The organism is Tatumella sp. JGM130, assembly GCF_018257525.1.
GTDB classification, from domain to species: Bacteria; Pseudomonadota; Gammaproteobacteria; order Enterobacterales; family Enterobacteriaceae; genus Tatumella; species Tatumella punctata.
Window position 1 is genome coordinate 1 of sequence record NZ_JAERJS010000009.1, and the last position, 24450, is coordinate 24450.

Consider the following 24450-nt stretch of genomic DNA (forward strand, 5'->3'; position numbering starts at 1 on the left):
CTAAGGTGGGCCTGGTCATGTGTCATCTCTTTTTTTAGATTAGTTTACTGAAATGACACAGAATTTTGAACACTACCTACATTGGTGCGCATAATGTATATTATGTTAAATAATGGAACTTCGTCGTTAAGCTGATAACCACCTCTCTTTCAGAACACTCATTGCAGATAAGTCTGAGCTCACGTTAAGAGTGATCCCCTTACTGATAAGATAACTCCGGCCACTATTGATGGAATTGTCAGGTGTCACCCGCGGACTGTTGTATTGCTGTCAGACTTGTCGGGACGAGATTCCCGGTATATGGCTGCAGCAGTAAACCGCGCGAATAGCCCTTATCAATCCATAGTGACTGCATCAGAATAATGACTCCAGAGAAACGCTAAACTCGTCGCCGGTTTGTTGATCAGCATACCGGAGGGCTTGTTGATCATTCCTGTCAGGGACCGTTATGCGGGGATGAAATTACCCCCCCCGAGCAACATATGCTGCTGACGGACAATCTGTTCTGCATAGTTCACTGTTATCTTTCCGTGAAACTCCGGATTTCGGGCCTATTGTCCGCCGGTGTACAAAATACCGGCAAATTTAAGGCGTCGCTCTGTAAAAAAACAGGTACTGGTACCCTGCGAAATTTACAGAATTAACACAGCGACGCCATTTTTACTGCGGTATAAATAACCTTTGGGACACAGAGACTTGATGCAAATACCGGCCAGGCGGAACAGACAGCGGATTGCTGAGCCGTTCCCCTGTAAAAACCGAGCCTCCCTGCTCTTCTCTGATTGTTACACCATAGGATAATTGAAAAAACGGTTACCGCGATTGCGGCCACCTCAGTCGGCCAGCTTTACAGGCCTTTTACCCAGTTACCTTTTAATGGCCGTGATAAACAAGCCAGTACGGCAATCAGACAAATTTCAATCGATACCGCCCAGTAAATATGGCCAAGAATTTCACTCCATAACTCATAACCGTTAAGGTTCCATAACCAGCCGATCACTCCCTGATCATAAACCGGTTTCCGGAAGCCCAGTGCCGGGATGAGAAAACCGTGCATCACAATAGTGATGACAATTCCGAATAAAGCGCCGAACCACAGTCGGATGCGTGGCATATAAGCCGACAGAAAGACGTAGACAAATGCAAATACAAAACTAAACAACCAGTGATACAGCGTTATTGCCCCGGGAACCGTCACCCCCTGGTAAACATAGTCCAGAGAATGCGAGTTTACCCCCAGCCATCCCAGCCACGCATCAATATTCGCCCCCGGCGGTGAAATTTCACCCGGAACTCTGGGCGGCATATTGACTTCCGAGCCCCATTTCACCAGAGAGCTCATAAATCCGCCAATCAGTGTTGTCCGGAATACCACTTGCCGGTTTACCTTATGCAGCCACATATCACCACCAGCTTCTTCCCACATAACGCCTCCTGCAGACCTGTTTTTTGTGTAATTCCCACTGATTAGTATAGTCGGTGACCGGCGCTCTGCAGCGGATCCCGACGTTTAACCCTACGTTATTCCGGACCGTAAAGCAGCAAAGCGGCTCCGTATCACCATCAGTCCCGTAGCGTGATTTTTGTACTGACGAATATAACGGCTTATACTGTTTACAGGCCCTGATGGAGGAAAAAAGATGGCTGGCGGATGGTCTGACGATGGCGCAGTAAATAAACAAATTGATGCAACCGTTGAAGATGCGGTCGCCAGAGCCAGAGATCATCTCGGACACGGAGAGAGCGCCTGGTTTTGTGAACAATGCGGAGAACCAATCCCTGACGCCCGACGGAAAGCGCTTGCCGGCGTACGCTATTGTGTCAGTTGCCAGAGCAAAATGGACAAACAAGATGAAATACACAGCGGGTACAATCGCCGGGGCAGTAAAGACAGTCAACTTCGCTAGTTATCTGGCTTTAATATTCTCCGGGTTATGGTAAAGCAAATATAAAAAGTGACGTTGTCACTTATTTGTGCAGGTTGTGCCATCAGATCAGAGGGTGCTTCCCTGCCCTCATCGGGTATTTTCAGCCTGAACCCCGTTTTCCGTATGCGGTGAATCTGTGGCGGATTCACCGCATAAGTTCCGGATTATCACCGTGACGCTGGCCATTTTTACAGCAAAAATTATCCCGTTTCTGTTTCGCTTCGTCCGGAGGGTGAAAAGCCATAACCCGTTATTTTTATTACCTGTGTCGCTAATGTTATGATACAGCCCTGTTATCTTACATCGCTCTCTTATGACACAGTTACGATATCTTAATGGTTATCCCCCTGCGATTATCAGTCAGGTTCAAACACTCGCCGATCAGGGACGGCTGGGTGACTGGCTGAAGGCTAAATACGCTGTAGCGCCGCATTCGGTACAAAGTGATAAATCCCTCTATCAGTTTGTTGCTGAGTACAAACAACGCTACCTGAAAAATGCGCCTGCACTATCCAAAGTATATTATGACAATAAACAAAACCCGGTGACCGGTACCCTCGGCACCAATACTTTTGTTTCCCGCGTACAGGGCAGTAAACTAAAGTCAAATAACGAAATCAGGATTGCGACTCTGTTTCGTGAAGGTCCGGAAGACTTCCTGAGAATGATCGTCGTCCATGAACTGGCGCACCTTAAAGAGAAACAACATAACAAATCGTTTTATCAGTTATGCTGCCATATGGAACCCGATTACCACCAGCTGGAGTTTGATATGAGATTATGGCTGAACTGGCGAGATCTCTGACAATACCTTCCGGCACACAGAAAAAACCAGCCCGGCCAGCGCAAAAGGATCTCCGGAGGATCCTTTTGATACTGCTAATCGCGATACCCTGCCAGTTGCGATACGGACAGCTTTACCTTTAATAACATCGGCTATATTTTCATAATAAACTACCCGCCGTGTTATATTTCACAGAGTGAGATAAATGTAATTATAATGTAAGCTATATGTACACATCAAATAACCAGTATTCTCCTGTGTTATAACCTGTCTGATATCCATATTTTAAAAAATTAATTTCCATTAAAATCCGAACTACAAAAAATAATTAAACCGTAAAAACAGGTATGAATTTAAATATCCTTCAGTAACACAAATCCGACCAGTAAGTTAACTACCCATGAGTGTATATCGTCTATTTATCACAGTGATCAATGTTATTTTAATTAATTTTAAATATATTAACTTCAGGGTTAGTGATAAACAAATCACAGGAGGTTGTAATGAAAAAATATAAACTTTCCGTTGTTTTTTTATTGTTGATGTTATCCATGTTTTATTCCCATGCCGGGATGATAAGATTTAACGGAAATATATACCAGTCGCCCTGTTCCCAGACTTTCACTGATGGCTCGGTAATATTCCGTTGTCAGCAGGGGCAGCTTAAAACCCGCCAGAAGACAGCCCTTTCCGTTCGCGATGGTGCTCTGCCGATGGACCTTGGCACCCGAAAACTGACCTGGATTAATCCGCAGCATTCACTCGGCGTCATGGTTATCAGTTACCGATAGAATATAAAAATTCAGAGTGGCCGTATAGCGTTTATTATTAAAAAATAAAAACCCGTCCACCGGGAGTTATATTGCTGTGCATTAAAGGAGTTATTCTATATGCCGAAAAAAAATACTGTTACTCACTTGCGGATTTATTCTGTTGCTGACACAGCCGAATTCACGTAATGATTCATAACGGTGCATTCCCCTGGCTTATTGTTCTGAAATGCACACTGACAGCGCAGGGTACAGCTTTCCGTCAACAGTCATTCTTGCTAACTGCCGGTATTAATGCGTTCTGATGCTCACTGGCTGTGCCTTTGCAACTGGTACAAAAGTTGCAAAGTTCTGCCGTCTGGAAAAAGGAGAACATATGAAAGCATTGATCATCGGGGCGGGAATCGGCGGGATGAGTGCCGCACTGGCTTTACGTGCTTGCGGTTATCAGACTGAAGTATTTGAGTCCGTTAAGCAGATAAAACCGGTCGGTGCAGCAATATCCATCTGGCCCAACGGGGTTAAATGCCTTAATGCCCTCGGGTTGCGAGAAGAAATTAAAGCACTGGCCGGTAATATGGCATGGATGGCATATCATGATTTCGCCACCGGCAACGTACTGACCCGTTTCAGCTTATCGCCACTGGTCGAACGCGTCGGGGAATACCCCAGCCCCGTCGCCAGGGCCGAGTTACAGCAAATGCTGATAAACCATTACGCGGCTGAGGATATCCGGTTTGGTAAACGGGCTATCCGGGTGGAACAACATTCTGACGGAGTGCGGGTAAGCTTCGATGATGGCAGTCAGGCACGCGGGGATTTTCTGATTGCTGCTGATGGTACCCATTCAGTGATACGGGATTATGTGCGGGGCAAACCAACCGAACGCCGCTATGCCGGTTATGTGAACTGGAACGGTCTGGTGACTATTGATAAATCTGTGGCACCCGACGATCAATGGACCACTTTTGTCGGAGAGGGTAAACGAGTCTCTCTGATGCCAGTCGGCGGCAACCGTTTTTACTTTTTCTTTGATGTGCCGTTAGCCAAAGGGCTGGCCGAAGACCGTAGCAGTCTGAAACAGGATCTGCGACGCTATTTTTCCGGCTGGGCTGAACCCGTCCGTAAACTGATTGAACTTATCGACCCACAAACGACCAATCGGGTAGAAATTCATGATATTGAGCCTTTTATGGAGTTTGTAAAAGGACGGGTGGCACTGCTCGGCGATGCGGCACACAGCACCACACCGGATATTGGTCAGGGGGGATGTACAGCCATGGAAGATGCCATAGTACTGGCGTCTACCCTGTCATCCCATTCTCTGGGTATTGAGGATGCACTGCTCCGCTACCAGAATCGTCGCAATGAACGGGCAAAAGATCTGATACTGAAAGCCCGTAAACGCTGCGATCTGACTCATGCCAGAGATCCTCAACTGACCGCTGACTGGTACCTTGAACTGCGTTCAGAAACAGGTGAACGGGTACTTGAAGGAATGTGCCAGACTATCGAAGGCGGTCCGCTGGGCTGAGCGCACTGCCGCATCTGTCGGTATCCGGTCTCAATACCGGCAGATGCGGCCTATTCTGTCAGGCCCTTGTTCAGGGGATGGCCAGCGCTTCGGTTGTCCCTTGTTGCCAGACACACTGACCATTCACCCAGGTCTGAGCAATATTACGTTCATCACCAAGGGTCATCAGAACAAACAGCTGCTCGATGATATCTTTACTATTACGCTGCCGCAGTGCCTGTAAAGGTGTTGCGGCCATGTCAATAACAATAAAGTCAGCGTCATTACCCGCATTAAAATTACCCGTCTGATGATGTAAATCCAGTGCGTGGGCTCCGCCCAGGGTGGCATGATAAAAGGCTTCACAGGCATTAAGCCGGTTATTTTGCAGTTGCTGCACTTTATAGGCATCCCCCAGGGTACGCAGCAGACTAAAGCTGGTCCCTGCACCTACGTCCGTCCCCATACCGACCGGAATATGCTGCGCCCGGGCCCGGTCCAACGGAAAGAGCCCACTGCCAAGAAAAAGATTTGATGTCGGACAAAATGCGATCGCGGATCCGGTTTGTTGCAGACAATCCCATTCTTTATCCTGCAAATGAATACAGTGTGCAAATACACTGCGTTTCCCCGTCAGACCAAAATGGTGATATACACCGAGGTAACTGTCTTGCTGCGGAAACAACTCCCGTACCCATTCAACTTCACGCAGATTTTCACTCAGATGGGTCTGCATCCAGACATCCGGATACTGATTACGTAGTGCACCTGCCTGTTGCAGTAATTCTGCAGAAGAAGTGGGCGCAAAACGCGGGGTTATCGCGTATCCCAGCCGGCCTTTACCATGCCAGCGTTCGATCAACGCCCTGCTCTGTTCCGCACTCTGCTCCGGTGTTTCCAGTAATGACTGCGGGGCATGACGATCCATCATGACCTTACCGGCAATTAACCGCATAGCGTATTTTTCTGCTTCACTAAACAGAGCATCGACAGACTGTGGATGGACCGATGCAAATACCAGAGCGGTGGTGGTTCCGTTACTGAACAGTTGGCGAATAAAAAAAGCCGCCATTTTTGCGGCGTATTCAGGATCACCGTATTTACTTTCGACCGGAAAAGTATATTGCTCTAACCATTCAAGTAACTGTTCTCCGCAGGCGGCGATCATTTCTGTCTGCGGATAATGAATATGCGTATCAATAAAACCCGGCATAATCAGCTGACCACGAAAGTCATTGAATATGCAGTTTTCCGGTAAGACGGTAGTTTCCTGCCAGGGCGTTAAAGAGATAATTTTCCCGCCCTCCGTCAGCAGCAACCCGTCAGGCAGATAGCGAAATTGTTGCATCATCTGCTCAGGGTCAGCGACTGTCCCGGCGAAGTCGACAAATGCGGCACGAATGGCCTGTAACCCCGTGTGTGACATATTCCGGCCTCCTCAGCCATTTACCCCGGCATTCGTTTTGCCGGAGTTTCATATACAAACGGTTGGATTAGCAAAACTTGCAAAAGGTGTGCCAGTGACCCGCTGGCGATAAAACCATGATAGAGCACCCTGCTATACCATATGCTGCCGCAGGGAGAAACGACACCACGAATACTTCCCCTTGCTGATAGCTGACCCGCTGATTGCTGTATATCCGTCAGTCACAACAGGCAGAGAGGGTCATTATCATGTTGCATCCGTTATGCCTCTCCGGTAATTACTTCTGAAGTATTAATAAGTAGGCATCCCCGCAACATCAATGCTATGTTGTCATACCTCTGAAACTCCACCGCTGAAAGGTAAGGTCTTGATATGATTATTCTGGTAACAGGTGCAACCGCAGGTTTTGGTGAGACTATCACCCGCCGTTTTATTGATGCCGGCCATAAAGTTATTGCTACCGGCCGCCGTACAGAGCGCCTGCAACAGCTAAAAGATAAGTTTGGTGAAAGTGTTCTGCCGCTGCAGCTGGATGTCCGTGACCGTGCAGCGATTGATCAGGCCATCAGTCAGCTTCCTGCAGAATGGCAGGATATCGATATCCTGGTCAATAATGCCGGGCTGGCATTAGGCCTTGAACCTGCCCAGCAGGCCAACGCTGATGACTGGGAAACAATGATCGATACCAATGCTAAAGGTCTGGTGATGGTAACCCGTGCCGTTCTGCCTGGCATGGTGGCCCGTAACAAAGGTCATATTATTAATATCGGTTCCACTGCCGGCAACTGGCCTTATCAGGGAGGTAATGTCTATGGCGCAACAAAAGCATTTGTCCGCCAGTTCAGCCTGAATCTGCGTACAGATTTACAGGGCACTGCTGTACGGGTCACCAATATCGAACCCGGTCTGGTCGGCGGCACCGAATTCTCTAACGTACGTTTTAAAGGTGACGAGGGTAAAGCCAGTTCAGTCTATGACGGTACTCAGGCCCTGACACCGGATGATGTGACAGAAGCGGTGTTCTGGGTGTCATCCCTGCCAGCCCATGTGAATATTAATACTCTGGAAATGATGCCCGTCAGCCAGACTTACGGCGGCCTTAAAGTCACCAAACAATAACCACCAGCCTGCCGGACCGGAGAATATGCTGCCGGCCGGCTAAAAGATTAACCCTTCCTAAACCAGTTACCGATAACCGGCAAAAGTAGCCGAAAATCCGTCAGCAATGTTATACTTTTGTCCGGCAGCAACGGTAATGCTGTGCTGTCCGGTAACCGATAAAAGGAACTCAATATGAAAGTGAACTCAACAATATTGCCGGTGATCCTTAGCAGTATCCTGCTTGGCGGCGGACTGTTCGGTGCTGCAGTGGCGAGTCAGGCGGCAACACAGCATGTTGTTATCGACAGTGGCGATAATGCATTGACCAAAGAACAGGCCCGTCAAAGCCAGCAGCAATGGGATGAGACCCGTAACCTGCGTAACAGGATTAATCAGCGGGCTGATAAAGAGTTCAGTAAGATTGATAAGGCTTACGATACCCGGGATAAATGCGAACAAAGTGCAAACCTGAACGCATACTGGGAGCCAAAAACCTTACGCTGTCTTGACCGCCGCACCGGGCGTCCGGTAACGCCTTGATCCCCGAAGCGGGCCGTTCATTTTATTAAAGGTACTTCCTATGAAAAAATCCGTACTGTTGTCCAGCGCGTTGTTAATTGTTTTTCCCCTGTTCGCACAGGCATCCTGCGAATCTGTGAAAGCAGATATCAGTAAGAAAATTATTGCTAACGGTGTGCCTGAGTCCGGATTCAGCCTTGATATCGTACCGAGTGATCAGGCCGATCAGCAAGGCGGACTGGTGGTAGGTCATTGCCAGAATGATACTCAGAAAATTGTCTACAAACGTCTGAGTGATGGCAGCACCCCGTCATCCTGATACTGACGCAGCAAAAACAACGGCAGGCATACCTGCCGTTGTTTTTATTCTCAACAGGATCCGGCAGACAGGCCCGGTTCACCGCTTAACGAAAGGTCGAGGTAACCGGTAAGATCGCGCTGCTCAGGACGAGGTAAATACGGTATTTCCCCGAGTAACGGGGCTCCTATCTGTTTTTTCAGCACGTCAATAATACTGGCGTATCCGGCCAGTCCCGGGTTGATACGGTTCGCAACCCAGCCACATAAGGGTAACCCGTCACTGAGAATAGCTTCTGCGGTCAGCAGTGCGTGATTAATACACCCCAGTTTGATCCCGGCCACCATGATTACCGGCAACTGCTCACTGATCACCCAGTCTGAAAGAGGTTGTTCATTATTCATCAGACAGTTCCAGCCTCCGGTTCCTTCAATCACCAGTTGTTCAGCCTGATGACTAAGGGTTTCCAGACCATCACTCAGTCTCTTATAATCCACCCGGCAACCGGGGCTGGTACTGATTTCATCGCCCTGCAGGGCGAAAGGGTTAATGCACTGATAAGGCAGTTGCAATGATGATGCCTGCTGCAATAACAGTGCATCATTATTACGCATCCCTTCATCGGTCAGCCGTGAATTTTTGGCTACCGGCTTATACCCGATACAACTCACCCCCTGCTTAGCAGCAGACTGTAACAATGCCAGAGATACGACTGTTTTACCCACGGCCGTATCCGTGCCTGTAATAAACACTTTTTTCACGTATGCTCCCTGGTTTCGCAGTAGGGTTCAGAAGTTTTGAAAATACAGGATGCATTCTAAGTGACTGACTGATGGTATGAATTGCGTTAACGCAAGTTTAGTGACGCTTACCCCGCGAAAAGCTTTACTAACAATTCTCCGCGGTATAACGCATCTTTGACCAGCGCGGTACAGGCCAGGGTCCCCGGCCTGACTAATGCGGCTTGCCGGATACTCACCTGCCGGCTATAGGCCGGTAAAGCAGCCTTTTCAATGCGGCTTTTAATGGCAGGAAACAGTATTTCTGCTGCAGTGTTAAGCGGCGAATCAATCAGTATTTGTTGGGGATTAAAAATATTCACCATCATCGCCAGACTGTAGCCAATAACATGCCCCGCTCTGGTAATAATCCCGCTGGCCAGGGTATCACCGCAGAGCGCAGCAATGCATAGCTCGCGGATATCCGTAATCGCGGACGGGGACTGGTGCAGCAGGCTGTCGGGATACTCAGCTATCTGCTGTCTGGCCTGTTCCAGCAGACTCTCAGTGCTGGCCAGGGTATTCAGACAACCGCTATTGCCACAGTCACATAAGCTGCCATCAGGGTCGATACAGGTATGACCAATATCAACCCGTGAACAACGGTTCTGATGCAGCAATTCCCCGCCGGTGATCACTGCAGCCTCTGTCTGTTGATCGGAAACCACCAGTATGACATCGCGACAGTCCGTAGCAGCACCAAAGTAATGCTCAGCCAGTACCCTGGCTGAAATAACATTCTGTACATAAACATTCAGGCCGGTTCGCTGGTGCAGCATGGCAGATAACGGAATATCCGGCTGCTGACAGTCAGACCGGTTAGGGATCACCCCGCGATTACTGTTTACCATCCCGGGTAAGGTGACGGCTAATGCTGCCAGCTGTGACGGTAATAGCGGATAGCAGCAGAGAAAGTCCTCTGCGGCTGCGGCCAGTACGCCGGCCAGTGATGTCTCCGAACCCGCAGGCAGTGGCTGTACTCTTTCGGTTATTTTACCTCCCCCGAGATCGCGCAAAGTTATCCGCAGACAGTGATCAGAAAGGTGCATCGCCAGAAATCGCCAGCGCTGAGAGCAGAGTTCCAGTCCGGTGGCAGGGCGTCCGCGGTTGCCGGGTTCGGTGATTTCACATTCACGGATCAAATCTGCCTGCAACATTTCGCGGATAATTTTAGTGATACTGGCAGGGGCCAGTTTTGTTCGTTTAGCAAGTTCAATACGTGACAAAGGGCCATACTGGTCAATCAGCCGGTAGACAGTACCGGCATTTATTTGCCTGATATGGTCAATATGTCCTGGCTGATTGTCTGTCAACACTGCCTCCCTTATCTATTTATTCGCAGATCGAAATAAATTAATTATGGGGGGTTAGCGCCGCGCCGTACGTCAGAGAATAATTTAATGTGACTGGCTTCACACAAGATTTTTCACAAACCGTTAACCGGTGACATCAGGTCGAGCATATGCTGCAGGGTTGCGGTTGTTTGTCGCTGGGCAGACCAGACCATCCATACTTCGGTACGGGCATCAGCCTCGCTGAGTTCCAGCCACACCACTTCACTGAGTTTCGCGCGGCGAAAAGAGGCAGGCAGAATAGAAACCCCCAGCCCGGTGGCTACTAACCCGAGGATTGCTACCGCATCTTCAACCTCAAGGGTAATATTCGGCGTTATCTGGTTTCTCAGTAACAGACCGAGTATCTCACTGTAAAGTGCCGTACCGCCCTGATGATCGAAGAAAACAAAAGGCTCATCACGCAATTGACGAATCGACACCTGCCGTTGTCCGGCCAGCCGGTGGTCCTTATGCACTACCGCATACATGGATTCTTTCTGCAGTAAACGATATTGCAGATCATCAGGCAGAGCCGTATTTCTCATAATCGCCAGGTCAATACGCCCTTCCTGTAACGGAAGCAGTAGCTGGCGGCTGTTCATTTCCTGCATATGCAGGTGCACATCAGGATATGTCAGACGATAACGGTATACCGCCTCGGATATTTTTTTTATCAGCGGCGCCGATGACGTAAAACCAAGCCGTAGTTCTCCGCTGTCACCGTAATGCAGGCGTGATGCCCGCTCACTGGCCTGCGCCACCTGAGCCAGTATCGCCCTTGCATCACTGAGAAACTGTTTTCCGGCCGGGGTCAGTTCGACACGGCGATTGTTTCTGGCGAATAACCTTGCATCTATCGCTTCCTCCAGCTGGCGAATTTGCTGGCTCAGAGGAGGCTGGGAGATATTAAGTCTTGTTGCTGCCCGCCCGAAATGCAGTTCTTCTGCCACCGCAATAAAGTAACGTAAGTGCCTCAGCTCGATATTCATATGTTAATTATCTTATTTGAGATTATTAATATATTAGACAACTTATTAACCTTTTCCTAGAGTTAGCGCACACCAATCACTGAGGAATGTTCATGAACAGCACGTCCCGGGCGACAACTCTTCCGCTGGCGGAAGAAGAGAGTCCTGCCCAACGCCGGAGTAAATCACCCTTTATTACCCGCGGCACCCCTTCTTTTATTCAGGTCACTATTGCTCTTTTTTCTGCCGGCCTTGCCACCTTTGCTCAGCTCTATTGCGTACAGCCCGTATTACCGGTGCTTTCCCATCAGTTTAATATCTCCCCCGCAATGAGCTCGGTCTCCCTGTCAATCTCCACCGCCTGTATGGCATTCGGCCTGTTAATTACCGGCGCTATTTCTGATGCCATTGGCCGGAAATCAATGATGGTTGGTGCATTGCTGCTTGCAGCCTGCTGTACCCTGGCGTCCGGTATGATGTCCGACTGGACCGGGATCCTGATTATGCGGGCCTTAATTGGCTTGTCTCTCAGCGGGGTTGCTGCTGTGGCAATGACCTATCTGAGCGAAGAAATTCACCCCGGCGTACTGGCTTTTACGATGGGGTTATATATCAGTGGTAATTCTATCGGCGGGATGAGCGGACGTTTACTGACCGGCGTGATCACCGATTTCTTTAACTGGCGAGTGGCTATTCTCAGTATTGGTTGCTGCGCGCTGGCTGCCGCATTTATGTTCTGGAAAATTTTACCGGAATCACGCCATTTCAGGCCGGTACGTCTGCGGCCTAAAGCATTGCTGATTAACTTCCGCCTGCATTTCCGCGATAAAGGCTTGCCCCTGCTGTTTATTATCGGCTTCCTGGTGATGGGGGCTTTCGTCACTCTGTTTAACTATATTGGTTATCGGCTGCTGCACGCACCGTACTCCATGAGTCAGGCAACCGTCGGGTTAATTTCGGTGGTTTACCTCGCCGGTTCATGGAGTTCTCCGAAAGCCGGTGCGATGAGCGTCCGGTTTGGCCGCGGCCCGGTATTTTTGTTTTCCGTCAGTCTGATGCTGGCCGGGGTGCTTGTCTCCCTGTTCTCCCCGGTCTGGCTGATCCTGCCGGGACTGCTGATGTTTACCGGCGGATTCTTTGCCGCCCACTCGATTGCCAGCAGCTGGATTGGGGTGCGGGCCCGGCGGGCCAAAGGCCAGGCGTCATCAATGTATCTGTTCTGCTATTACCTTGGTTCCAGTGTGGCCGGGACTTCCGGGGGGATTTTCTGGCGCCATTTTGGCTGGACAGGCGTTGTCGGGTTTATCTCGGTGCTGCTGATACTGGCATTATGCGTCGGTTATAAACTGATGAACCGCCTGCAACCTGCCCGCTGATTGCTTTTTACCGGTATCCGTGTGCGGATACCGGTACGACTGCTGCTGTCACCTTACCTCCGATTGTATATATTCGTAAGAATATTTTAGCCTGATTGTAATAGTCTCTATACTTGCCGCAACAGTCTCTGCCGGTAACAACCATCACCCGATGACCCGCGCCGATCCGTCACGGAGAACACCATGCCAGATTGTATATATACAACCTATCACCGCTGGCAGATCCGTCTGCACTGGCTGACATTAGTGCTGCTGATTATTGTTTACGGGACTATTGAACTGCGCGGGCTGGCAGTACGTGGTTCCTGGCAAGGTAAGATGGTGATAATGACCCATTTCAGTTGCGGTGTTCTGGTCTTTGCGGTGATTTGTCTGCGGCTGTTACTGCGCTTGCGCTATCCGGCCCCTCCGCCACTGTCACTGGCAAGACAATGGCAGCACCGTCTATCTTCTGCGGTACATCAGTTGTTATATCTGTTATTCCTGTCATTACCGGTGATGGGAGTCGCATCGCGCTATCTGCGTGGCCAGCCGTGGCCGTTGTTTGGCATACTGATGCCGGTCACCACCCGCCCTGACCCCGGCCTCAGTCGTCAAATCATCCGCTGGCATGAAACCCTGGCAGATGCGGGCTACTGGCTGATTGGGTTACATGCGCTGGCCGCCATTATCCATCATTTTTTACTGCGGGATAACACTCTGCGCAGGATGCTGCCATCACGCAGAATTCCGCCGCACCCATAAACATCTGCATTCTGTTTATCAGACTAATTAAAGGTTTAATCCTGTGTTCAAATTCGTCACAATACGCGAATAATGTGATTGAGATCACCTAACGCCAAGGAAAAAGCCTTTTTATGATAGCTGAATCTTCCTGCCAGCCAGAAGACCCGCAATATAACCCGCCAGGCTCACGTAAAGTAGCATGGTTAAGAGTGCTGCTGATGGCGGTGGCTGCCTTCATCTTCAATACCACCGAGTTTGTCCCCGTCGGGCTGTTGTCGGATATCGGTGCCAGTTTCAATATGAAAACGGCTGATGTAGGGATTATGCTGACCATCTATGCCTGGTGCGTCGCCTTACTGTCATTACCGCTGATGCTGCTGACCCGCAATATCGAGCGCCGCTTTTTGCTGGTGATCCTGCTGGTACTGTTTACGGCCAGCCATCTGTTGTCAGCCTTCGCCTGGGATTTTAACGCACTGCTGGTCTCCAGGGTCGGTATTGCCATCACCCACGCTGTTTTCTGGTCGATCAACGCCTCACTGGCTATCCGGATTGCACCGCCGGGCAAGAAAACCCAGGCACTGAGTATGATTGCCACCGGTACAGCACTGGCAATGGTGTTAGGTGTTCCCCTTGGCCGGATTATTGGTCAGACTATGGGCTGGCGCTCCACCTTCGGTATTATCGCTATCTCATCACTGGTGCTGATGGTTATGCTGATAAAACTGTTGCCGAAATTACCAAGTGAACATACGGGTTCCCTGAGTAGCCTGCCGCTGCTGATGCGCCGCCCGGCGCTGATGAGCATGTATTTGCTGGTGACCCTGGTCGTCACCGCCCATTATACGGCTTACAGCTATATCGAACCGTTTATGCAACAGCTGGCACAACAGGGTGAAAACTTCACGACCCTGTTGTTATTACTGTTTGGCGCAGCCGGTATCTTTGGCAGTGTGCTGTTCTCGTCACTGGGTAAACACTTCCCTTCATCACTGTTAGCCGGTGCAATTACCGCGATTATGCTGTGTATGGGATTATTGCTGGTTACCGCCACCCACCCGGGCAGTATCATTACTGTGTGCATTGTCTGGGGGATCGCCATGATGCTGATTAACCTGTCGATGCAGGTGCGGGTGCTGTCTCTGGCACCGGATGCAACAGATGTTGCGATGTCTCTGATGTCAGGGATTTATAATATTGGTATCGGCGCCGGGGCATTGATTGGTAATCAGGTCAGCAGCCATCTGGGTATGGGGCTGGTCGGGTATGTGGGTGCCGCATTTGCCCTGGTCAGTCTGGGCTGGTGCCTGTACGGCCTGAAAAAATACCCTGAATTACGCTCTAACCTGTAATGCTATCCCCGGTACGCCGGGGATTTGAGCGGAGGTTACTCTGCGGACAGTTCCGTTACCGGGCTGTCCGGACCATTTTTTTTCACCGATTCAATGCCTTTCTCCCGCGCTGCCACAGTGCTGTACATTTCGCTGCAACCAATAACCTGATGATTTTGTGCTTTCAGAGTGAAATAAGGTGCACCATTTTTAGCGGTCAGACGCTGATAGTTATGATCGTCAGCACTGTTTTTCTGTACCGATATTATCCCGTTCAGGCAGCCGCTCTTCTCTTTATAGCCTTCACTGCTGAGAATAACTTCCCCGTTTGCTGCCTTGAGATGGAAATAATACTGCTGGTCTTTCCCCCGGAAAACGTCATATTTACCGCTCATACTCGCCCCTTGAAAATTAACAGACACGGTTTAAGTGTTACGCAGATACGTGATAACGCAATAGATCCTGCGTATTTTTTCTGAGATACCGCCGAGGGTGATCGTGTTATGCCTGAGTAAAATCTGAATCTGTATCACAATTGGCACGAATTGCATAACCACACTTATCCTGTGGTAACAAAGTAGTTTATACTCGCCTTCAGTAAGCTGATGAATTTATACCTTATTTAAATATAAATTTTAAATTATAAAATTTTTTCATAAGCACCTGCGTGTAAACCTGTTTTTCTTCGCGAAAAATGTTAAAATTATGGCCAGTTAACCACTACCGGAACTGAATTATGATTCCAGAAAAAAGGATTATTCGTCGCGTTCAATCTGGCGGTTGTGCAATTCATTGTCAGGACTGCAGTATTAACCAGCTATGTATCCCCTTCACTCTTAATGAACATGAATTGGATCAACTGGATAATATTATTGAGCGTAAAAAACCGATTCAGAAAGGACAATCCCTTTTTAAAGCAGGAGATGAATTAAAATCACTTTATGCAATTCGTTCCGGTACCCTGAAAAGCTATACCATTACCGAACAGGGCGATGAGCAAATTACCGGTTTTCATCTGGCCGGTGACCTTGTCGGTTTCGATGCTATTATCAGCAGTCATCATCCGAGCTTCGCTCAGGCCCTTGAAACCTCAATGGTATGCGAAATTCCTTTTGACACCCTCGATGACCTGTCCGGAAAAATGCCGGCCCTGCGCCAGCAAATGATGCGTCTGATGAGCGGTGAAATCAAAAGTGACCAGGACATGATCCTGCTGCTGTCGAAAAAGAGCGCCGAAGAACGTCTGGCTGCCTTTATCTGGAACCTGTCTCGCCGTTTTGCCCAGCGCGGCTTTTCACAGCGTGAATTCCGTCTGACCATGACCCGCGGCGATATCGGTAACTATCTGGGACTGACAGTCGAGACCATCAGCCGTCTGCTGGGGCGTTTTCAGAAAAGCGGTATGCTGGCAGTCAAAGGTAAATATATCACTATCGAAAATCACCAGATGCTGACTGAGCTGGCAGGACAAACCTCCCCCTGCAGTCCCTGAGCCCGGGATAACCGGAACCGTACGGTAAAACGACCGTCAGTTTCCGGTTTTTTAATTTTTCCTTCTCCCGCCATCTAAGCCAGGCTATCTTTAAATCCTCAGGCTTTTACAAGGAGATGTCAGAATGTCCAGATATCAGAATATCCTCGTGGCTGTTGATGCAGAGCAGGACGACCAGCCCGCATTGCGGCGTGCCGTCTATCTGAACCAGCGCATTGGCGGTAAAATAAAAGCATTTCTCCCTATCTATGACTTTTCCTACGAAATGACGACCTTACTGTCCCCCGATGAGCGGGCCAGTATGCGTCAGGGTGTCATTGATCAGCGCACGGAATGGATCCGTCATCAGGCAAAGGCGTATATTGATGCCGGTGTAAATATTAATATCAAGGTGGTATGGCACAATCGCCCCCATGAGGCCATTATTCAGGAAGTATCACAGCATCAGCACGATTTGGTCCTGAAAATGGCCCACCAGTATGACCGGCTGGAGTCTGTGATCTTTACACCGACTGACTGGCATATCCTGCGTAAATGCCCTTCTCCTGTCTGGATGGTTAAGGATCAGCCCTGGCCGGAAAAAGGCAAGGCACTGGTGGCGGTGAACCTTGCCAGCGAAGACCCCGGCCATGATGCCCTTAATCATAAACTGGTGCGTGAGAGTCAGTTACTGGCTGATATGGTCAATCATACGGAAGTACATCTGGTGGGGGCTTATCCTCTGACACCGGTAAATATCGCAATTGAGCTGCCTGATTTTGACCCGCAAACCTATAATGATGCCATCCGCGGTCAGTATCTGATTGCGATGAAAACATTACGCCAGACCTTCTCGATTGGTGATGAATTTACCCATGTCGATAAAGGCGAGCCTGAAGAGGTTATTCCCGGGCTGGCAAATACCCTGGACGCGGGGGTGGTGGTTTTGGGTACCATCGGCCGTACCGGGCTGTCAGCCGCATTTCTGGGCAATACCGCAGAACAGGTGATCGATCATCTGCGCTGCGACTTACTGGTATTCAAACCTGATGATTTCGTCTTAGCAGAAGCGGAAGACGAAGAGGATGATGCCGAAGACGACTAATGCCTTCCCCCTGTGCAGACACAGGGGGGTTATCTGATCTGCAGCGACCTGCCCGCCATCCGACATCCTGCCCTGAATTTTCTGTCATCTGATTGTCATAAAAATGCCGCAATCTCCGGAATCTGCTTTTTTTATCGCTGGCAGGATAAATGCATAAATTGGCTGAGACAGCACAATTTTTACATGTAATAATCAACCACAAACAGGTTACACATCAACGTCCGGGACGATTTCGTACTCTTTTTTGAGCAAGGCGAAGGATTATTTTTATGAAGCTTAAGAACACTTTTTTAGCAGCAGCTCTTTTCTCCGTTACTGCTGTTAATGCGTTTGCAGCCCAGGAGCTGGCGCCAGAAAAAGCAGCAGCATTACAGCCCTTCAAACGTATTAATATTAATGGCCGTTTTAATTCTCTGATTGATGCCAGTGCCGCGATCTCAAAGCGTGCCGATGAACTGGGTGCCGCCGCCTATTATATTCAGGGCGTAAACGATGCCACGGGTAATAGTGGTAACTGGCGCGTCACCGCAGACCTTTACCATAAAGATGCGCCGGAAGTGGTTAAAAATACCGACTACCGTAAGTACAATGGCGTTGCTCAGCTGCCTAAAAATGTCGCCTACCGTTTAGAGCCTTTTGATACGGTTTCTGTCAGCGGCTACTTCCCGAGCCAGCCTGATGTCGTGGATGCCATCTCCCGTGCCGCCAAAGACAAAAACGCAGCCTCTTTCTTTATTGTTCGTCAGATTGATGCCAACAATGGTGGCAATCAGTTTGTCACCGCCTATGTTTATAAGGCCGATGCCAGACAGCGTCAGGTACAAAGCCCTGATGCTATCCCGGCGAACTCTGCAGCCGGTAAAGCCGCATTAGCCGCAGGCGGCGCCGCGGCAGCCAAAGTGGAAATTCCGGGAGTGGCCTCTTCTGACACGCCGGACAGAAATATCGGTCGTTTCTTCGAAACCCAGACCAGTACCGGCCAGCGTTATACGGTCAAACTGCCAGACGGTACGTCAGTTCAGGAACTGAGTGCGATTACCGCCGCACAGATGACGCCGTTTACTACTGTTACCATCACTGACCACTTCGGCACCCCGACGGAAATTTCTGACGCCATCGCCCGTCGGGCGGCTGATAAAGGCGCGAAGTTTTACCATATTACCCGCCAATGGCAAAACCAGAGCGGCGGTAATCTGACCGTTACTGCAGAATTATTTAAGTAAGTCCGGATCCCCTCAGGCACGGGTAATATTTTGTTACCCGTGTTCTGTGCTGCGGCCTGTTTTTCCCCGCTTTACAGATTGCGTTACCCCCTGCCACTCCGTAGAATCACCGGCCTGTTATTCTGGTGAAAAATCTCAGCCAATTTTACTATCTCAGCAGCTTCTGCTGGTTTTAAACACAATTCAGCGCGAACCGCTGAATGTAAATGCAGGAACGACATGTCTCAAAAAAAATTAGGGTTCGCAGCACTGACAGCTCTGGTGTTGAGTTCAATGCTTGGCGCAGGGGTATTCAGTCTGCCACAGAATATGGCAGCAGTAGCAGGTCCTGCGGCGCTGTTATGCGGCTGGCTAATCACCGGGGTCGGGATCATTTTTCTGGCACTGGCAATGTTATTACTCAGCCGGTTACGCCCTGATCTCGATGGCGGTATTTTCACCTATGCCCGTGACGGGTTTGGGGAAGTTATCGGTTTTTGTTCTGCGTGGGGCTACTGGCTGTGTGCTGTGATCGCCAATGTGTCGTACCTGGTGATCGTTTTTTCTGCATTAAGTTTTTTTACGGATTCTCCGGACCATACCCTGTTTGGTGAAGGCAATACCTGGCCGGCAGTGGCGGGCGCCTCGTTACTGTTATGGATGATCCATTTCCTGGTCTTGCGCGGTGTACAAACTGCAGCCAGTATCAATGTGCTGGCGACCCTCGGTAAACTGATCCCCCTGTGTCTGTTCATTATTATAGCCATCGTCGCCTTCCGGATGGAAAACTTCAGTTATGATTTCAGCGGACTGACGCTTCACCAGCCATTATGGTCGCAGGTAAAACAAACCATGCTGATTACCCTGTGGGTGTTTATCGGGGTTGAGGGGGCTGTGGTTATTTCTGCCAGGGCAAGCCACCGCCGTGATGTGGGCCGCGCAACATTATGGGCCGTTGTGGCAGCATTGGTCGTCTATCTGCTGGTGACACTGTTGTCGCTAGGCATCGTGCCCCGCGAGCAGCTGGCAGCAATGCATAACCCGTCGATGGCCGGATTACTGGCAACCATTATCGGCCCCTGGGGCACTGTCGTCATTGTTTCCGGGCTGGTACTTTCCGTATCAGGTGCTTACCTCAGCTGGACAATTATGGCTGCCGAGATCCCGTTTCTGGCCGCCAAAACAGACGCCTTCCCACGGATTATCAGCCGGCAAAACCGGCATGAAGCCCCTGCCGCCTCACTGTGGCTGACTAACGGCTGTGTACAGGCCTGCCTGCTGATTATTGGTATCACCCATGCCGGTTACGGGACTCTGCTGACCATCGCTTCTGAAATGGTGCTGGTTCCCTATTTACTGGTAGGACTGTTTTTAATTAAAACCGTTCACCATAAAGGGATGTCAGCCCCGTGGCTGATCGGGCTGGGTGCCTCAGTTTATGGTCTCTGGCTGCTGTATGCGTCCGGGCCGGAAAATTTATTAATGTCTGTAATGCTGTATGCCCCGGGCTTGCTGGTATTTATCTTTGCGCGTTATACCGCTCCGCAGCCGATGAAACTGACCCGTAAAGAGTATTCACTGACCGGATTAATCTTGTTACTGGCGCTGGCGACAGGAATAAAACTGATGCTGGCCTGACAGGCCAGCCGTTTTTATATCAGGGTAAGGCGATCCTCAGGCAGTCATCATCCTGCCTGAGTGTCAGCGGCTTACGATATTCATCATAAATACCCGCCAGCTGATGTTCTGAAAGAGGATAAGGAAGCTGGATTTCAAAACTGATAATTTTTTGCTGTTCAGCAAGGGCAATCAGTCGGGCGATATTAATTTCATCGCTGACCTGAGTAGAAATTATCTGCAGCGCCATAGCCTTAAAATGTTCTGCATCGTTAGTCATTCCGTTAATGTTGCGCGCAGTTTTACGCGTCACCATACCGAAAATAGGCAGAACACCATAGATAGCATCCACAAAACTCCAGTGCTTCTTACAGGATGCCGACAGAAAATCACTGTAATTGAAGCAAATGCGCCGGTTATCCGCGCCTGAAGTCAATTTATCATCAGACACTCAAACTCCCCCTGTTAGCACGATCCTTAGGAAACTCATATTTCCGCGGATTATAATGGCATATTATATAGGGTATATACCAGCAACAGATGCCTTTTTCATGATAACGTAACGGTGATGACTGTTCCGGGTTACTTTGTTGTTAAATATAAATAATTATTGTTAATTATGAATAAAATAGTTTACGTAGAAGATGAACCTGAAGTTGGTGAATTGATCGCCGCTTACCTTAGCAAACATGATTTCGATGTGGTGGTTGAAACCCGCGGCGATCGGGCTGAAGAAACGATTATCCGCGAACAGCCCGAACTGGTGATGCTGGACATTATGCTGCCCGGCAAAGACGGTATGACCCTGTGTCGTGACCTGCGTACACGCTGGCACGGCCCGATTGTATTGCTGACTTCGCTGGACAGTGATATGAACCATATTCTGGCGCTGGAAATGGGTGCCAACGATTATATTCTGAAAACCACCCCGCCGGCGGTGTTACTCGCCAGACTGCGTCTGCACCTGCGTCAGTCACAGCAAAACAGCAGCAACGAAGAATTAGCTTCCGGTACTGCACCGGCCCGGCTGATCCGTTTCGGCAGTCTGACGATTGATATGCTGAACCGGGAAGTGACTCTGGCAGAAGAGCCGATCCCGTTGTCGACCGCGGATTTTGATTTACTCCGGGAACTGGCCAGCCATGCCGGACAGATCCTCAACCGTGATGCACTATTGAAAACCCTGCGTGGTGTCAGCTACGACGGCATGGATCGCAGTATTGATGTGGCTATCTCCAGGTTACGTAAAAAACTGCATGACAATGCCACCGAGCCTTTCAGAATAAAAACCATCCGTAATAAAGGTTATCTGTTCGCGCCTCAGGCCTGGGATACCCATTCCGAATGAAAAAACTGTTTATCCAGTTCTATCTGCTGCTCTTCGCCTGTTTTCTGGTCATGACCCTGCTGGTTGGCCTGGTGTATAAAATGACCGCCGAACGTGCCGGCCGCCAGTCGATGAATGACCTGATGGCCAGCTCACTGTACCTGATGCGCAGCGAATTACGTGAAATTCCGCCAAAAGACTGGAATAAAACGATAGATAATCTTGATTTAAACCTCTCCTTTAAACTGCATATTGAGCCCATTACCCGCTATCAGTTAGGGGCCGACGATATGCGGCGGTTACGCGCCGGAGAGATAGTCGCGCTGGACGATCAATATACCTTTTTACAGCATATCCCCCGCAGCCACTATGTTCTGTCGGTCGGCCCCATTCCTTACCTGTTTTATCTGCACCAGATGCGGTTACTGGATATTGGTCTGCTGGCTTTTATCGGGATGTCGCTGGCATTCCCGGTGTTTATCTGGATGCGGCCCCACTGGAAAGAGATGCAGCGCCTTGAACGTGCCGCACAGCGTTTCGGCCAGGGTGATCTGGATTCCCGTACCCACTTTGATAACACCTCAAGCCTGTACCGGCTGGGTATTGCCTTTAACCAGATGGCAGAAAATATAAAAGTGCTGGTTGCCAGCAAGAAACAGTTGATCGATGGTATTGCCCATGAACTGCGTACGCCGCTGGTCAGACTGCGCTACCGGCTGGAGATGAGCGACAACCTGAGTGATAACGAAGCGGCGGCCCTGAACCGGGATATCAGTCAGCTGGAAGGACTCATCGAGGAACTACTGACCTATGCCCGTCTCGACCGTCCGAAAGTTGATATGAAGTTACAGCAGTTTGATTTGGCCCGCTGGCTGGCGGAGCGTGTGGATGATGTCCGCTCGCTGAACCCCGGCCATCTGGTCGAACTGGATATTCCTCAGCAGGAAAACCAGGGCTATGCTGATCTGCGCCTGATGGAGCGGGTACTGGATAATCTGGTGAATAATGGTTTACGTTATGCCACGCAGCGGATGCGGATCAGCCTGTGGTTTGACGGTAATAATGGTCTGTTACAGGTTGAAGATGATGGTCCGGGTATCCCGGCTGAAGAACGGGAACATGTTTTCGAACCCTTTGTCCGTCTTGACCCCAGCCGTGACCGGGCGACCGGCGGATGCGGGCTCGGACTGGCAATTGTCCATTCTATTGCTCAGGCATTCCGTGGTACCGTCACCATTGACAGCAGCCCGTTAGGCGGCGCCAGTGTCAGATTTTGCTGGCCGGTAACACCACCGACCGCCGGTAAAGCTATTTCTTCCGTCAGCCCCCGCAAGGAGTAATATGAATACCGATGCTTATCAGCAGTTATGTCAGATTTTTCGCCGTATATCGCGGTTTGACCATTTATCGGCGGTTGCCGGCTGGGATATGCAGACCATGATGCCTGCCGGGGGCAGCAGAGCCCGCGGAGAGGCCTTAGCGGAGCTGAGCGTATTACGTCATCAGTTACTGACCGGTAAACAGGTCGGGGAATTACTGAGTGCCGCGCAGCAACAGTCTCTGAATGAAGATGAGCGGGCCAGCCTGTATGAAATGACCCGGCAGTGGCAGCAGGCATCGTTACTGCCTGACGAACTGGTTGAAGCGAAAGCTATTGCCGGTAGCCAGTGTGAGCATGCCTGGCGGACACAGCGTCCGGCAAACGACTGGCGCGGATTCTCTGCAAATCTGCGTAAAGTCGTTGCCCTGAGCCGCCGCGAAGCGCAAATCAGAGCCAGTGCCAGCGGTACCTCACCCTATGATGCATTACTCGGACTTTATGAGCCAGGGATGACCCGCCAGACGCTTGACCCTGTTTTTGCTGACCTTAAACAATGGCTGCCGGGTTTATTGCAACAGGTGGTCAGCAAACAATCGCAGGCCCTGCCTCTGCAACCGGAAGGTATTTTTCCGCAGGTGGCCCAGAAACAACTGGGTTTGCAGGTCATGGCGCTGCTGGGCTTTGATTTTAATCACGGCCGGCTTGATGTCAGTGCCCATCCGTTTTGTGGTGGCGTTCCCGACGATGTACGTATCACCACCCGCTATGACGAAAAACTGTTTCTCAGCGCACTGATGGGAGTGATTCATGAGACGGGCCATGCACGTTATGAACAGAACCTGCCGCGCAGATTTGCCGGACTGCCGGTTGCACAGGCCAGATCAACCGCAATCCACGAATCACAGAGTCTGCTACTGGAAATGCAACTGGCACGCAGCCCCGGCTTTCTGCAATTAATTCAGCCGCTGGTTGCGGAAACCTTTGGTTCGCAGCCAGCCCTTGAAACCGATAATTTTATTCGTCTGGCACAGCAGGTGAAGCCCGGGGTTATCCGCGTGGATGCGGATGAAGTCAGCTACCCTGCCCATGTGATGTTACGTTACGAAATCGAACAGGCACTGATTGACGGCATCATTGAAGTTGAAGATATTCCGGCCCTGTGGGATGAAAAAATGCACCATTACCTGGGACTGGATACCCGCGGTAACTTTAAAGACGGTTGTATGCAGGACATTCACTGGACGGATGGTTCTTTTGGTTACTTCCCTACCTATACTCTGGGGGCGATGTATGCCGCACAGTTATTTGCCTCTGCACATCAGCAACTGCCGTCCCTCGGGGAGCAGATTTCACGGGGAGATCTGCAGCCTTTATTCGGCTGGCTGGAAAAAAATATCTGGCAACATGGCAGCCGGTTATCGACCAGTGAACTGATCACTAAAGCAACCGGAGAAGGGTTAAACAGTCAGTTTTTCCGTCGTCATCTTGAAAAGAGATATCTGGGGTAACCTTTTGAAGAGCAGCTGTTTTTCCCGGCTGCTCTCGGTTGTTTTC

The 24450-nt window shown here is 50.0% G+C and carries 24 protein-coding genes; 17 read left to right on the plus strand and 7 right to left on the minus strand.

Annotated features, from left to right (window positions below; translation table 11 throughout):
- Positions 1–847: 847 nt before the first annotated feature.
- Entirely contained in the window at positions 848–1402 is a 555-nt protein-coding gene (locus tag JK211_RS06050) for a DUF1440 domain-containing protein (RefSeq protein ID WP_212707872.1), read from the minus strand.
- A gap of 238 nt (positions 1403–1640) precedes the next feature.
- Between JK211_RS06050 and JK211_RS06055 the strand changes: the two genes are divergently transcribed.
- From JK211_RS06055 to hpxO, 4 genes are all read left to right on the plus strand, one after another.
- Positions 1641–1907, plus strand: a complete 267-nt coding sequence (locus JK211_RS06055) for a DksA/TraR family C4-type zinc finger protein (RefSeq protein ID WP_212707778.1) — start codon at positions 1641–1643, stop codon at positions 1905–1907.
- A gap of 334 nt (positions 1908–2241) precedes the next feature.
- Positions 2242–2733, plus strand: coding sequence for a M48 family metallopeptidase (locus JK211_RS06060; RefSeq protein WP_212707779.1), 492 nt, complete (start codon positions 2242–2244; stop codon positions 2731–2733).
- Between the two features lie 482 nt (positions 2734–3215).
- Positions 3216–3503 carry a hypothetical protein gene (locus JK211_RS06065; RefSeq protein WP_212707780.1) on the plus strand — a complete coding sequence of 96 codons (288 nt, stop codon included), beginning with the start codon at positions 3216–3218 and terminating at the stop codon, positions 3501–3503.
- A gap of 355 nt (positions 3504–3858) precedes the next feature.
- On the plus strand, positions 3859–5016 hold the full coding sequence (gene hpxO, locus JK211_RS06070) for an FAD-dependent urate hydroxylase HpxO (protein ID WP_212707781.1): 1158 nt from the start codon (positions 3859–3861) through the stop codon (positions 5014–5016).
- Positions 5017–5086: 70 nt separating this feature from the next.
- Here the strand turns inward: hpxO and guaD are convergent, their stop codons facing one another.
- Positions 5087–6421, minus strand: coding sequence for a guanine deaminase (gene guaD, locus JK211_RS06075; protein ID WP_212707782.1), 1335 nt, complete (start codon positions 6419–6421; stop codon positions 5087–5089).
- A gap of 372 nt (positions 6422–6793) precedes the next feature.
- On the opposite strand from guaD, the gene ydfG reads away from it, so the two are divergent.
- From ydfG to JK211_RS06090, 3 genes are all read left to right on the plus strand, one after another.
- The gene (ydfG, locus tag JK211_RS06080; protein WP_212707783.1) at positions 6794–7540 is read left to right on the plus strand and encodes a bifunctional NADP-dependent 3-hydroxy acid dehydrogenase/3-hydroxypropionate dehydrogenase YdfG; all 747 of its coding nucleotides are present in this window, start codon (positions 6794–6796) and stop codon (positions 7538–7540) included.
- Positions 7541–7714: 174 nt separating this feature from the next.
- A complete protein-coding gene (locus tag JK211_RS06085) occupies positions 7715–8062 on the plus strand; it encodes a DUF1283 family protein (protein ID WP_212707784.1) in 348 nt (115 codons plus the stop codon).
- Positions 8063–8102: 40 nt separating this feature from the next.
- Positions 8103–8360 (plus strand): DUF1161 domain-containing protein, encoded by a 258-nt coding sequence (locus tag JK211_RS06090; protein ID WP_212707785.1) that lies wholly within the window; start codon positions 8103–8105, stop codon positions 8358–8360.
- A gap of 50 nt (positions 8361–8410) precedes the next feature.
- Here JK211_RS06090 and bioD read toward each other — a convergent pair whose 3' ends face one another.
- The 3 genes from bioD to JK211_RS06105 form a co-directional block, all read right to left on the minus strand.
- On the minus strand, positions 8411–9100 hold the full coding sequence (gene bioD, locus JK211_RS06095; RefSeq protein ID WP_212707786.1) for a dethiobiotin synthase: 690 nt from the start codon (positions 9098–9100) through the stop codon (positions 8411–8413).
- A 107-nt stretch (positions 9101–9207) separates the two neighbouring features.
- Positions 9208–10434 carry an ROK family transcriptional regulator gene (locus JK211_RS06100; RefSeq protein ID WP_212707787.1) on the minus strand — a complete coding sequence of 409 codons (1227 nt, stop codon included), beginning with the start codon at positions 10432–10434 and terminating at the stop codon, positions 9208–9210.
- A 110-nt stretch (positions 10435–10544) separates the two neighbouring features.
- Positions 10545–11441: a LysR family transcriptional regulator gene (locus tag JK211_RS06105; protein WP_212707788.1), complete on the minus strand. Its 897-nt coding sequence runs from the start codon at positions 11439–11441 to the stop codon at positions 10545–10547.
- Positions 11442–11533: 92 nt separating this feature from the next.
- Between JK211_RS06105 and JK211_RS06110 the strand changes: the two genes are divergently transcribed.
- The 3 genes from JK211_RS06110 (at position 11534) to JK211_RS06120 (ending at position 14874) form a co-directional block, all read left to right on the plus strand.
- Positions 11534–12796 carry an MFS transporter gene (locus JK211_RS06110; protein ID WP_212707789.1) on the plus strand — a complete coding sequence of 421 codons (1263 nt, stop codon included), beginning with the start codon at positions 11534–11536 and terminating at the stop codon, positions 12794–12796.
- Between the two features lie 183 nt (positions 12797–12979).
- Positions 12980–13540 (plus strand): cytochrome b, encoded by a 561-nt coding sequence (locus JK211_RS06115; RefSeq protein ID WP_212707790.1) that lies wholly within the window; start codon positions 12980–12982, stop codon positions 13538–13540.
- Between the two features lie 113 nt (positions 13541–13653).
- Complete coding sequence (locus JK211_RS06120) at positions 13654–14874, plus strand: sugar transporter (RefSeq protein WP_212707791.1); 1221 nt, start codon at positions 13654–13656, stop codon at positions 14872–14874.
- A gap of 35 nt (positions 14875–14909) precedes the next feature.
- Here the strand turns inward: JK211_RS06120 and JK211_RS06125 are convergent, their stop codons facing one another.
- On the minus strand, positions 14910–15248 hold the full coding sequence (locus JK211_RS06125) for a YegP family protein (protein ID WP_212707792.1): 339 nt from the start codon (positions 15246–15248) through the stop codon (positions 14910–14912).
- A gap of 341 nt (positions 15249–15589) precedes the next feature.
- Between JK211_RS06125 and JK211_RS06130 the strand changes: the two genes are divergently transcribed.
- The 4 genes from JK211_RS06130 to JK211_RS06145 all read left to right on the plus strand — a co-directional run bounded on the left by JK211_RS06130 (position 15590) and on the right by JK211_RS06145 (position 20269).
- Positions 15590–16345, plus strand: coding sequence for an FNR family transcription factor (locus tag JK211_RS06130; RefSeq protein WP_212707793.1), 756 nt, complete (start codon positions 15590–15592; stop codon positions 16343–16345).
- A 124-nt stretch (positions 16346–16469) separates the two neighbouring features.
- The gene (gene uspE / locus JK211_RS06135; protein ID WP_212707794.1) at positions 16470–17429 is read left to right on the plus strand and encodes a universal stress protein UspE; all 960 of its coding nucleotides are present in this window, start codon (positions 16470–16472) and stop codon (positions 17427–17429) included.
- A gap of 269 nt (positions 17430–17698) precedes the next feature.
- Positions 17699–18652: a DUF1471 family protein YdgH gene (gene ydgH, locus JK211_RS06140; RefSeq protein WP_212707795.1), complete on the plus strand. Its 954-nt coding sequence runs from the start codon at positions 17699–17701 to the stop codon at positions 18650–18652.
- Positions 18653–18871: 219 nt separating this feature from the next.
- A complete protein-coding gene (locus JK211_RS06145) occupies positions 18872–20269 on the plus strand; it encodes a basic amino acid/polyamine antiporter (protein ID WP_212707796.1) in 1398 nt (465 codons plus the stop codon).
- A 19-nt stretch (positions 20270–20288) separates the two neighbouring features.
- On the opposite strand, the gene JK211_RS06150 is transcribed toward JK211_RS06145, so the two are convergent.
- The gene (locus tag JK211_RS06150) at positions 20289–20699 is read right to left on the minus strand and encodes a hypothetical protein (protein ID WP_212707797.1); all 411 of its coding nucleotides are present in this window, start codon (positions 20697–20699) and stop codon (positions 20289–20291) included.
- A gap of 168 nt (positions 20700–20867) precedes the next feature.
- Here JK211_RS06150 and rstA point away from each other — a divergent pair, with 168 nt between their 5' ends.
- Genes rstA through JK211_RS06165 form a run of 3 tightly spaced genes read left to right on the plus strand, consistent with a single transcriptional unit; the run spans position 20868 to position 24404 of the window.
- A complete protein-coding gene (rstA, locus tag JK211_RS06155) occupies positions 20868–21596 on the plus strand; it encodes a two-component system response regulator RstA (protein ID WP_212707798.1) in 729 nt (242 codons plus the stop codon).
- Positions 21593–22915: a two-component system sensor histidine kinase RstB gene (rstB, locus tag JK211_RS06160; protein ID WP_212707799.1), complete on the plus strand. Its 1323-nt coding sequence runs from the start codon at positions 21593–21595 to the stop codon at positions 22913–22915. Before rstA ends, rstB begins: the two co-directional genes overlap by 4 nt.
- Position 22916: 1 nt before the next feature.
- Positions 22917–24404 carry a carboxypeptidase M32 gene (locus JK211_RS06165; protein ID WP_212707800.1) on the plus strand — a complete coding sequence of 496 codons (1488 nt, stop codon included), beginning with the start codon at positions 22917–22919 and terminating at the stop codon, positions 24402–24404.
- Positions 24405–24450: the final 46 nt, after the last annotated feature.

Bases quoted from the DNA above. Each gene is read 5' to 3' on its own strand.
- JK211_RS06050 (WP_212707872.1), bottom strand. From the start codon at position 1,402: ATGTGGCTGCATAAGGTAAACCGGCAAGTGGTATTCCGGACAACACTG.
- JK211_RS06055 (WP_212707778.1), top strand. From the start codon at position 1,641: ATGGCTGGCGGATGGTCTGACGATGGCGCAGTAAATAAACAAATTGAT.
- JK211_RS06060 (WP_212707779.1), top strand. From the start codon at position 2,242: ATGACACAGTTACGATATCTTAATGGTTATCCCCCTGCGATTATCAGT.
- JK211_RS06065 (WP_212707780.1), top strand. From the start codon at position 3,216: ATGAAAAAATATAAACTTTCCGTTGTTTTTTTATTGTTGATGTTATCC.
- hpxO (WP_212707781.1), top strand. From the start codon at position 3,859: ATGAAAGCATTGATCATCGGGGCGGGAATCGGCGGGATGAGTGCCGCA.
- guaD (WP_212707782.1), bottom strand. From the start codon at position 6,421: ATGTCACACACGGGGTTACAGGCCATTCGTGCCGCATTTGTCGACTTC.
- ydfG (WP_212707783.1), top strand. From the start codon at position 6,794: ATGATTATTCTGGTAACAGGTGCAACCGCAGGTTTTGGTGAGACTATC.
- JK211_RS06085 (WP_212707784.1), top strand. From the start codon at position 7,715: ATGAAAGTGAACTCAACAATATTGCCGGTGATCCTTAGCAGTATCCTG.
- JK211_RS06090 (WP_212707785.1), top strand. From the start codon at position 8,103: ATGAAAAAATCCGTACTGTTGTCCAGCGCGTTGTTAATTGTTTTTCCC.
- JK211_RS06105 (WP_212707788.1), bottom strand. From the start codon at position 11,441: ATGAATATCGAGCTGAGGCACTTACGTTACTTTATTGCGGTGGCAGAA.
- JK211_RS06110 (WP_212707789.1), top strand. From the start codon at position 11,534: ATGAACAGCACGTCCCGGGCGACAACTCTTCCGCTGGCGGAAGAAGAG.
- JK211_RS06115 (WP_212707790.1), top strand. From the start codon at position 12,980: ATGCCAGATTGTATATATACAACCTATCACCGCTGGCAGATCCGTCTG.
- JK211_RS06120 (WP_212707791.1), top strand. From the start codon at position 13,654: ATGATAGCTGAATCTTCCTGCCAGCCAGAAGACCCGCAATATAACCCG.
- JK211_RS06125 (WP_212707792.1), bottom strand. From the start codon at position 15,248: ATGAGCGGTAAATATGACGTTTTCCGGGGGAAAGACCAGCAGTATTAT.
- JK211_RS06130 (WP_212707793.1), top strand. From the start codon at position 15,590: ATGATTCCAGAAAAAAGGATTATTCGTCGCGTTCAATCTGGCGGTTGT.
- uspE (WP_212707794.1), top strand. From the start codon at position 16,470: ATGTCCAGATATCAGAATATCCTCGTGGCTGTTGATGCAGAGCAGGAC.
- ydgH (WP_212707795.1), top strand. From the start codon at position 17,699: ATGAAGCTTAAGAACACTTTTTTAGCAGCAGCTCTTTTCTCCGTTACT.
- JK211_RS06145 (WP_212707796.1), top strand. From the start codon at position 18,872: ATGTCTCAAAAAAAATTAGGGTTCGCAGCACTGACAGCTCTGGTGTTG.
- rstA (WP_212707798.1), top strand. From the start codon at position 20,868: ATGAATAAAATAGTTTACGTAGAAGATGAACCTGAAGTTGGTGAATTG.
- rstB (WP_212707799.1), top strand. From the start codon at position 21,593: ATGAAAAAACTGTTTATCCAGTTCTATCTGCTGCTCTTCGCCTGTTTT.
- JK211_RS06165 (WP_212707800.1), top strand. From the start codon at position 22,917: ATGAATACCGATGCTTATCAGCAGTTATGTCAGATTTTTCGCCGTATA.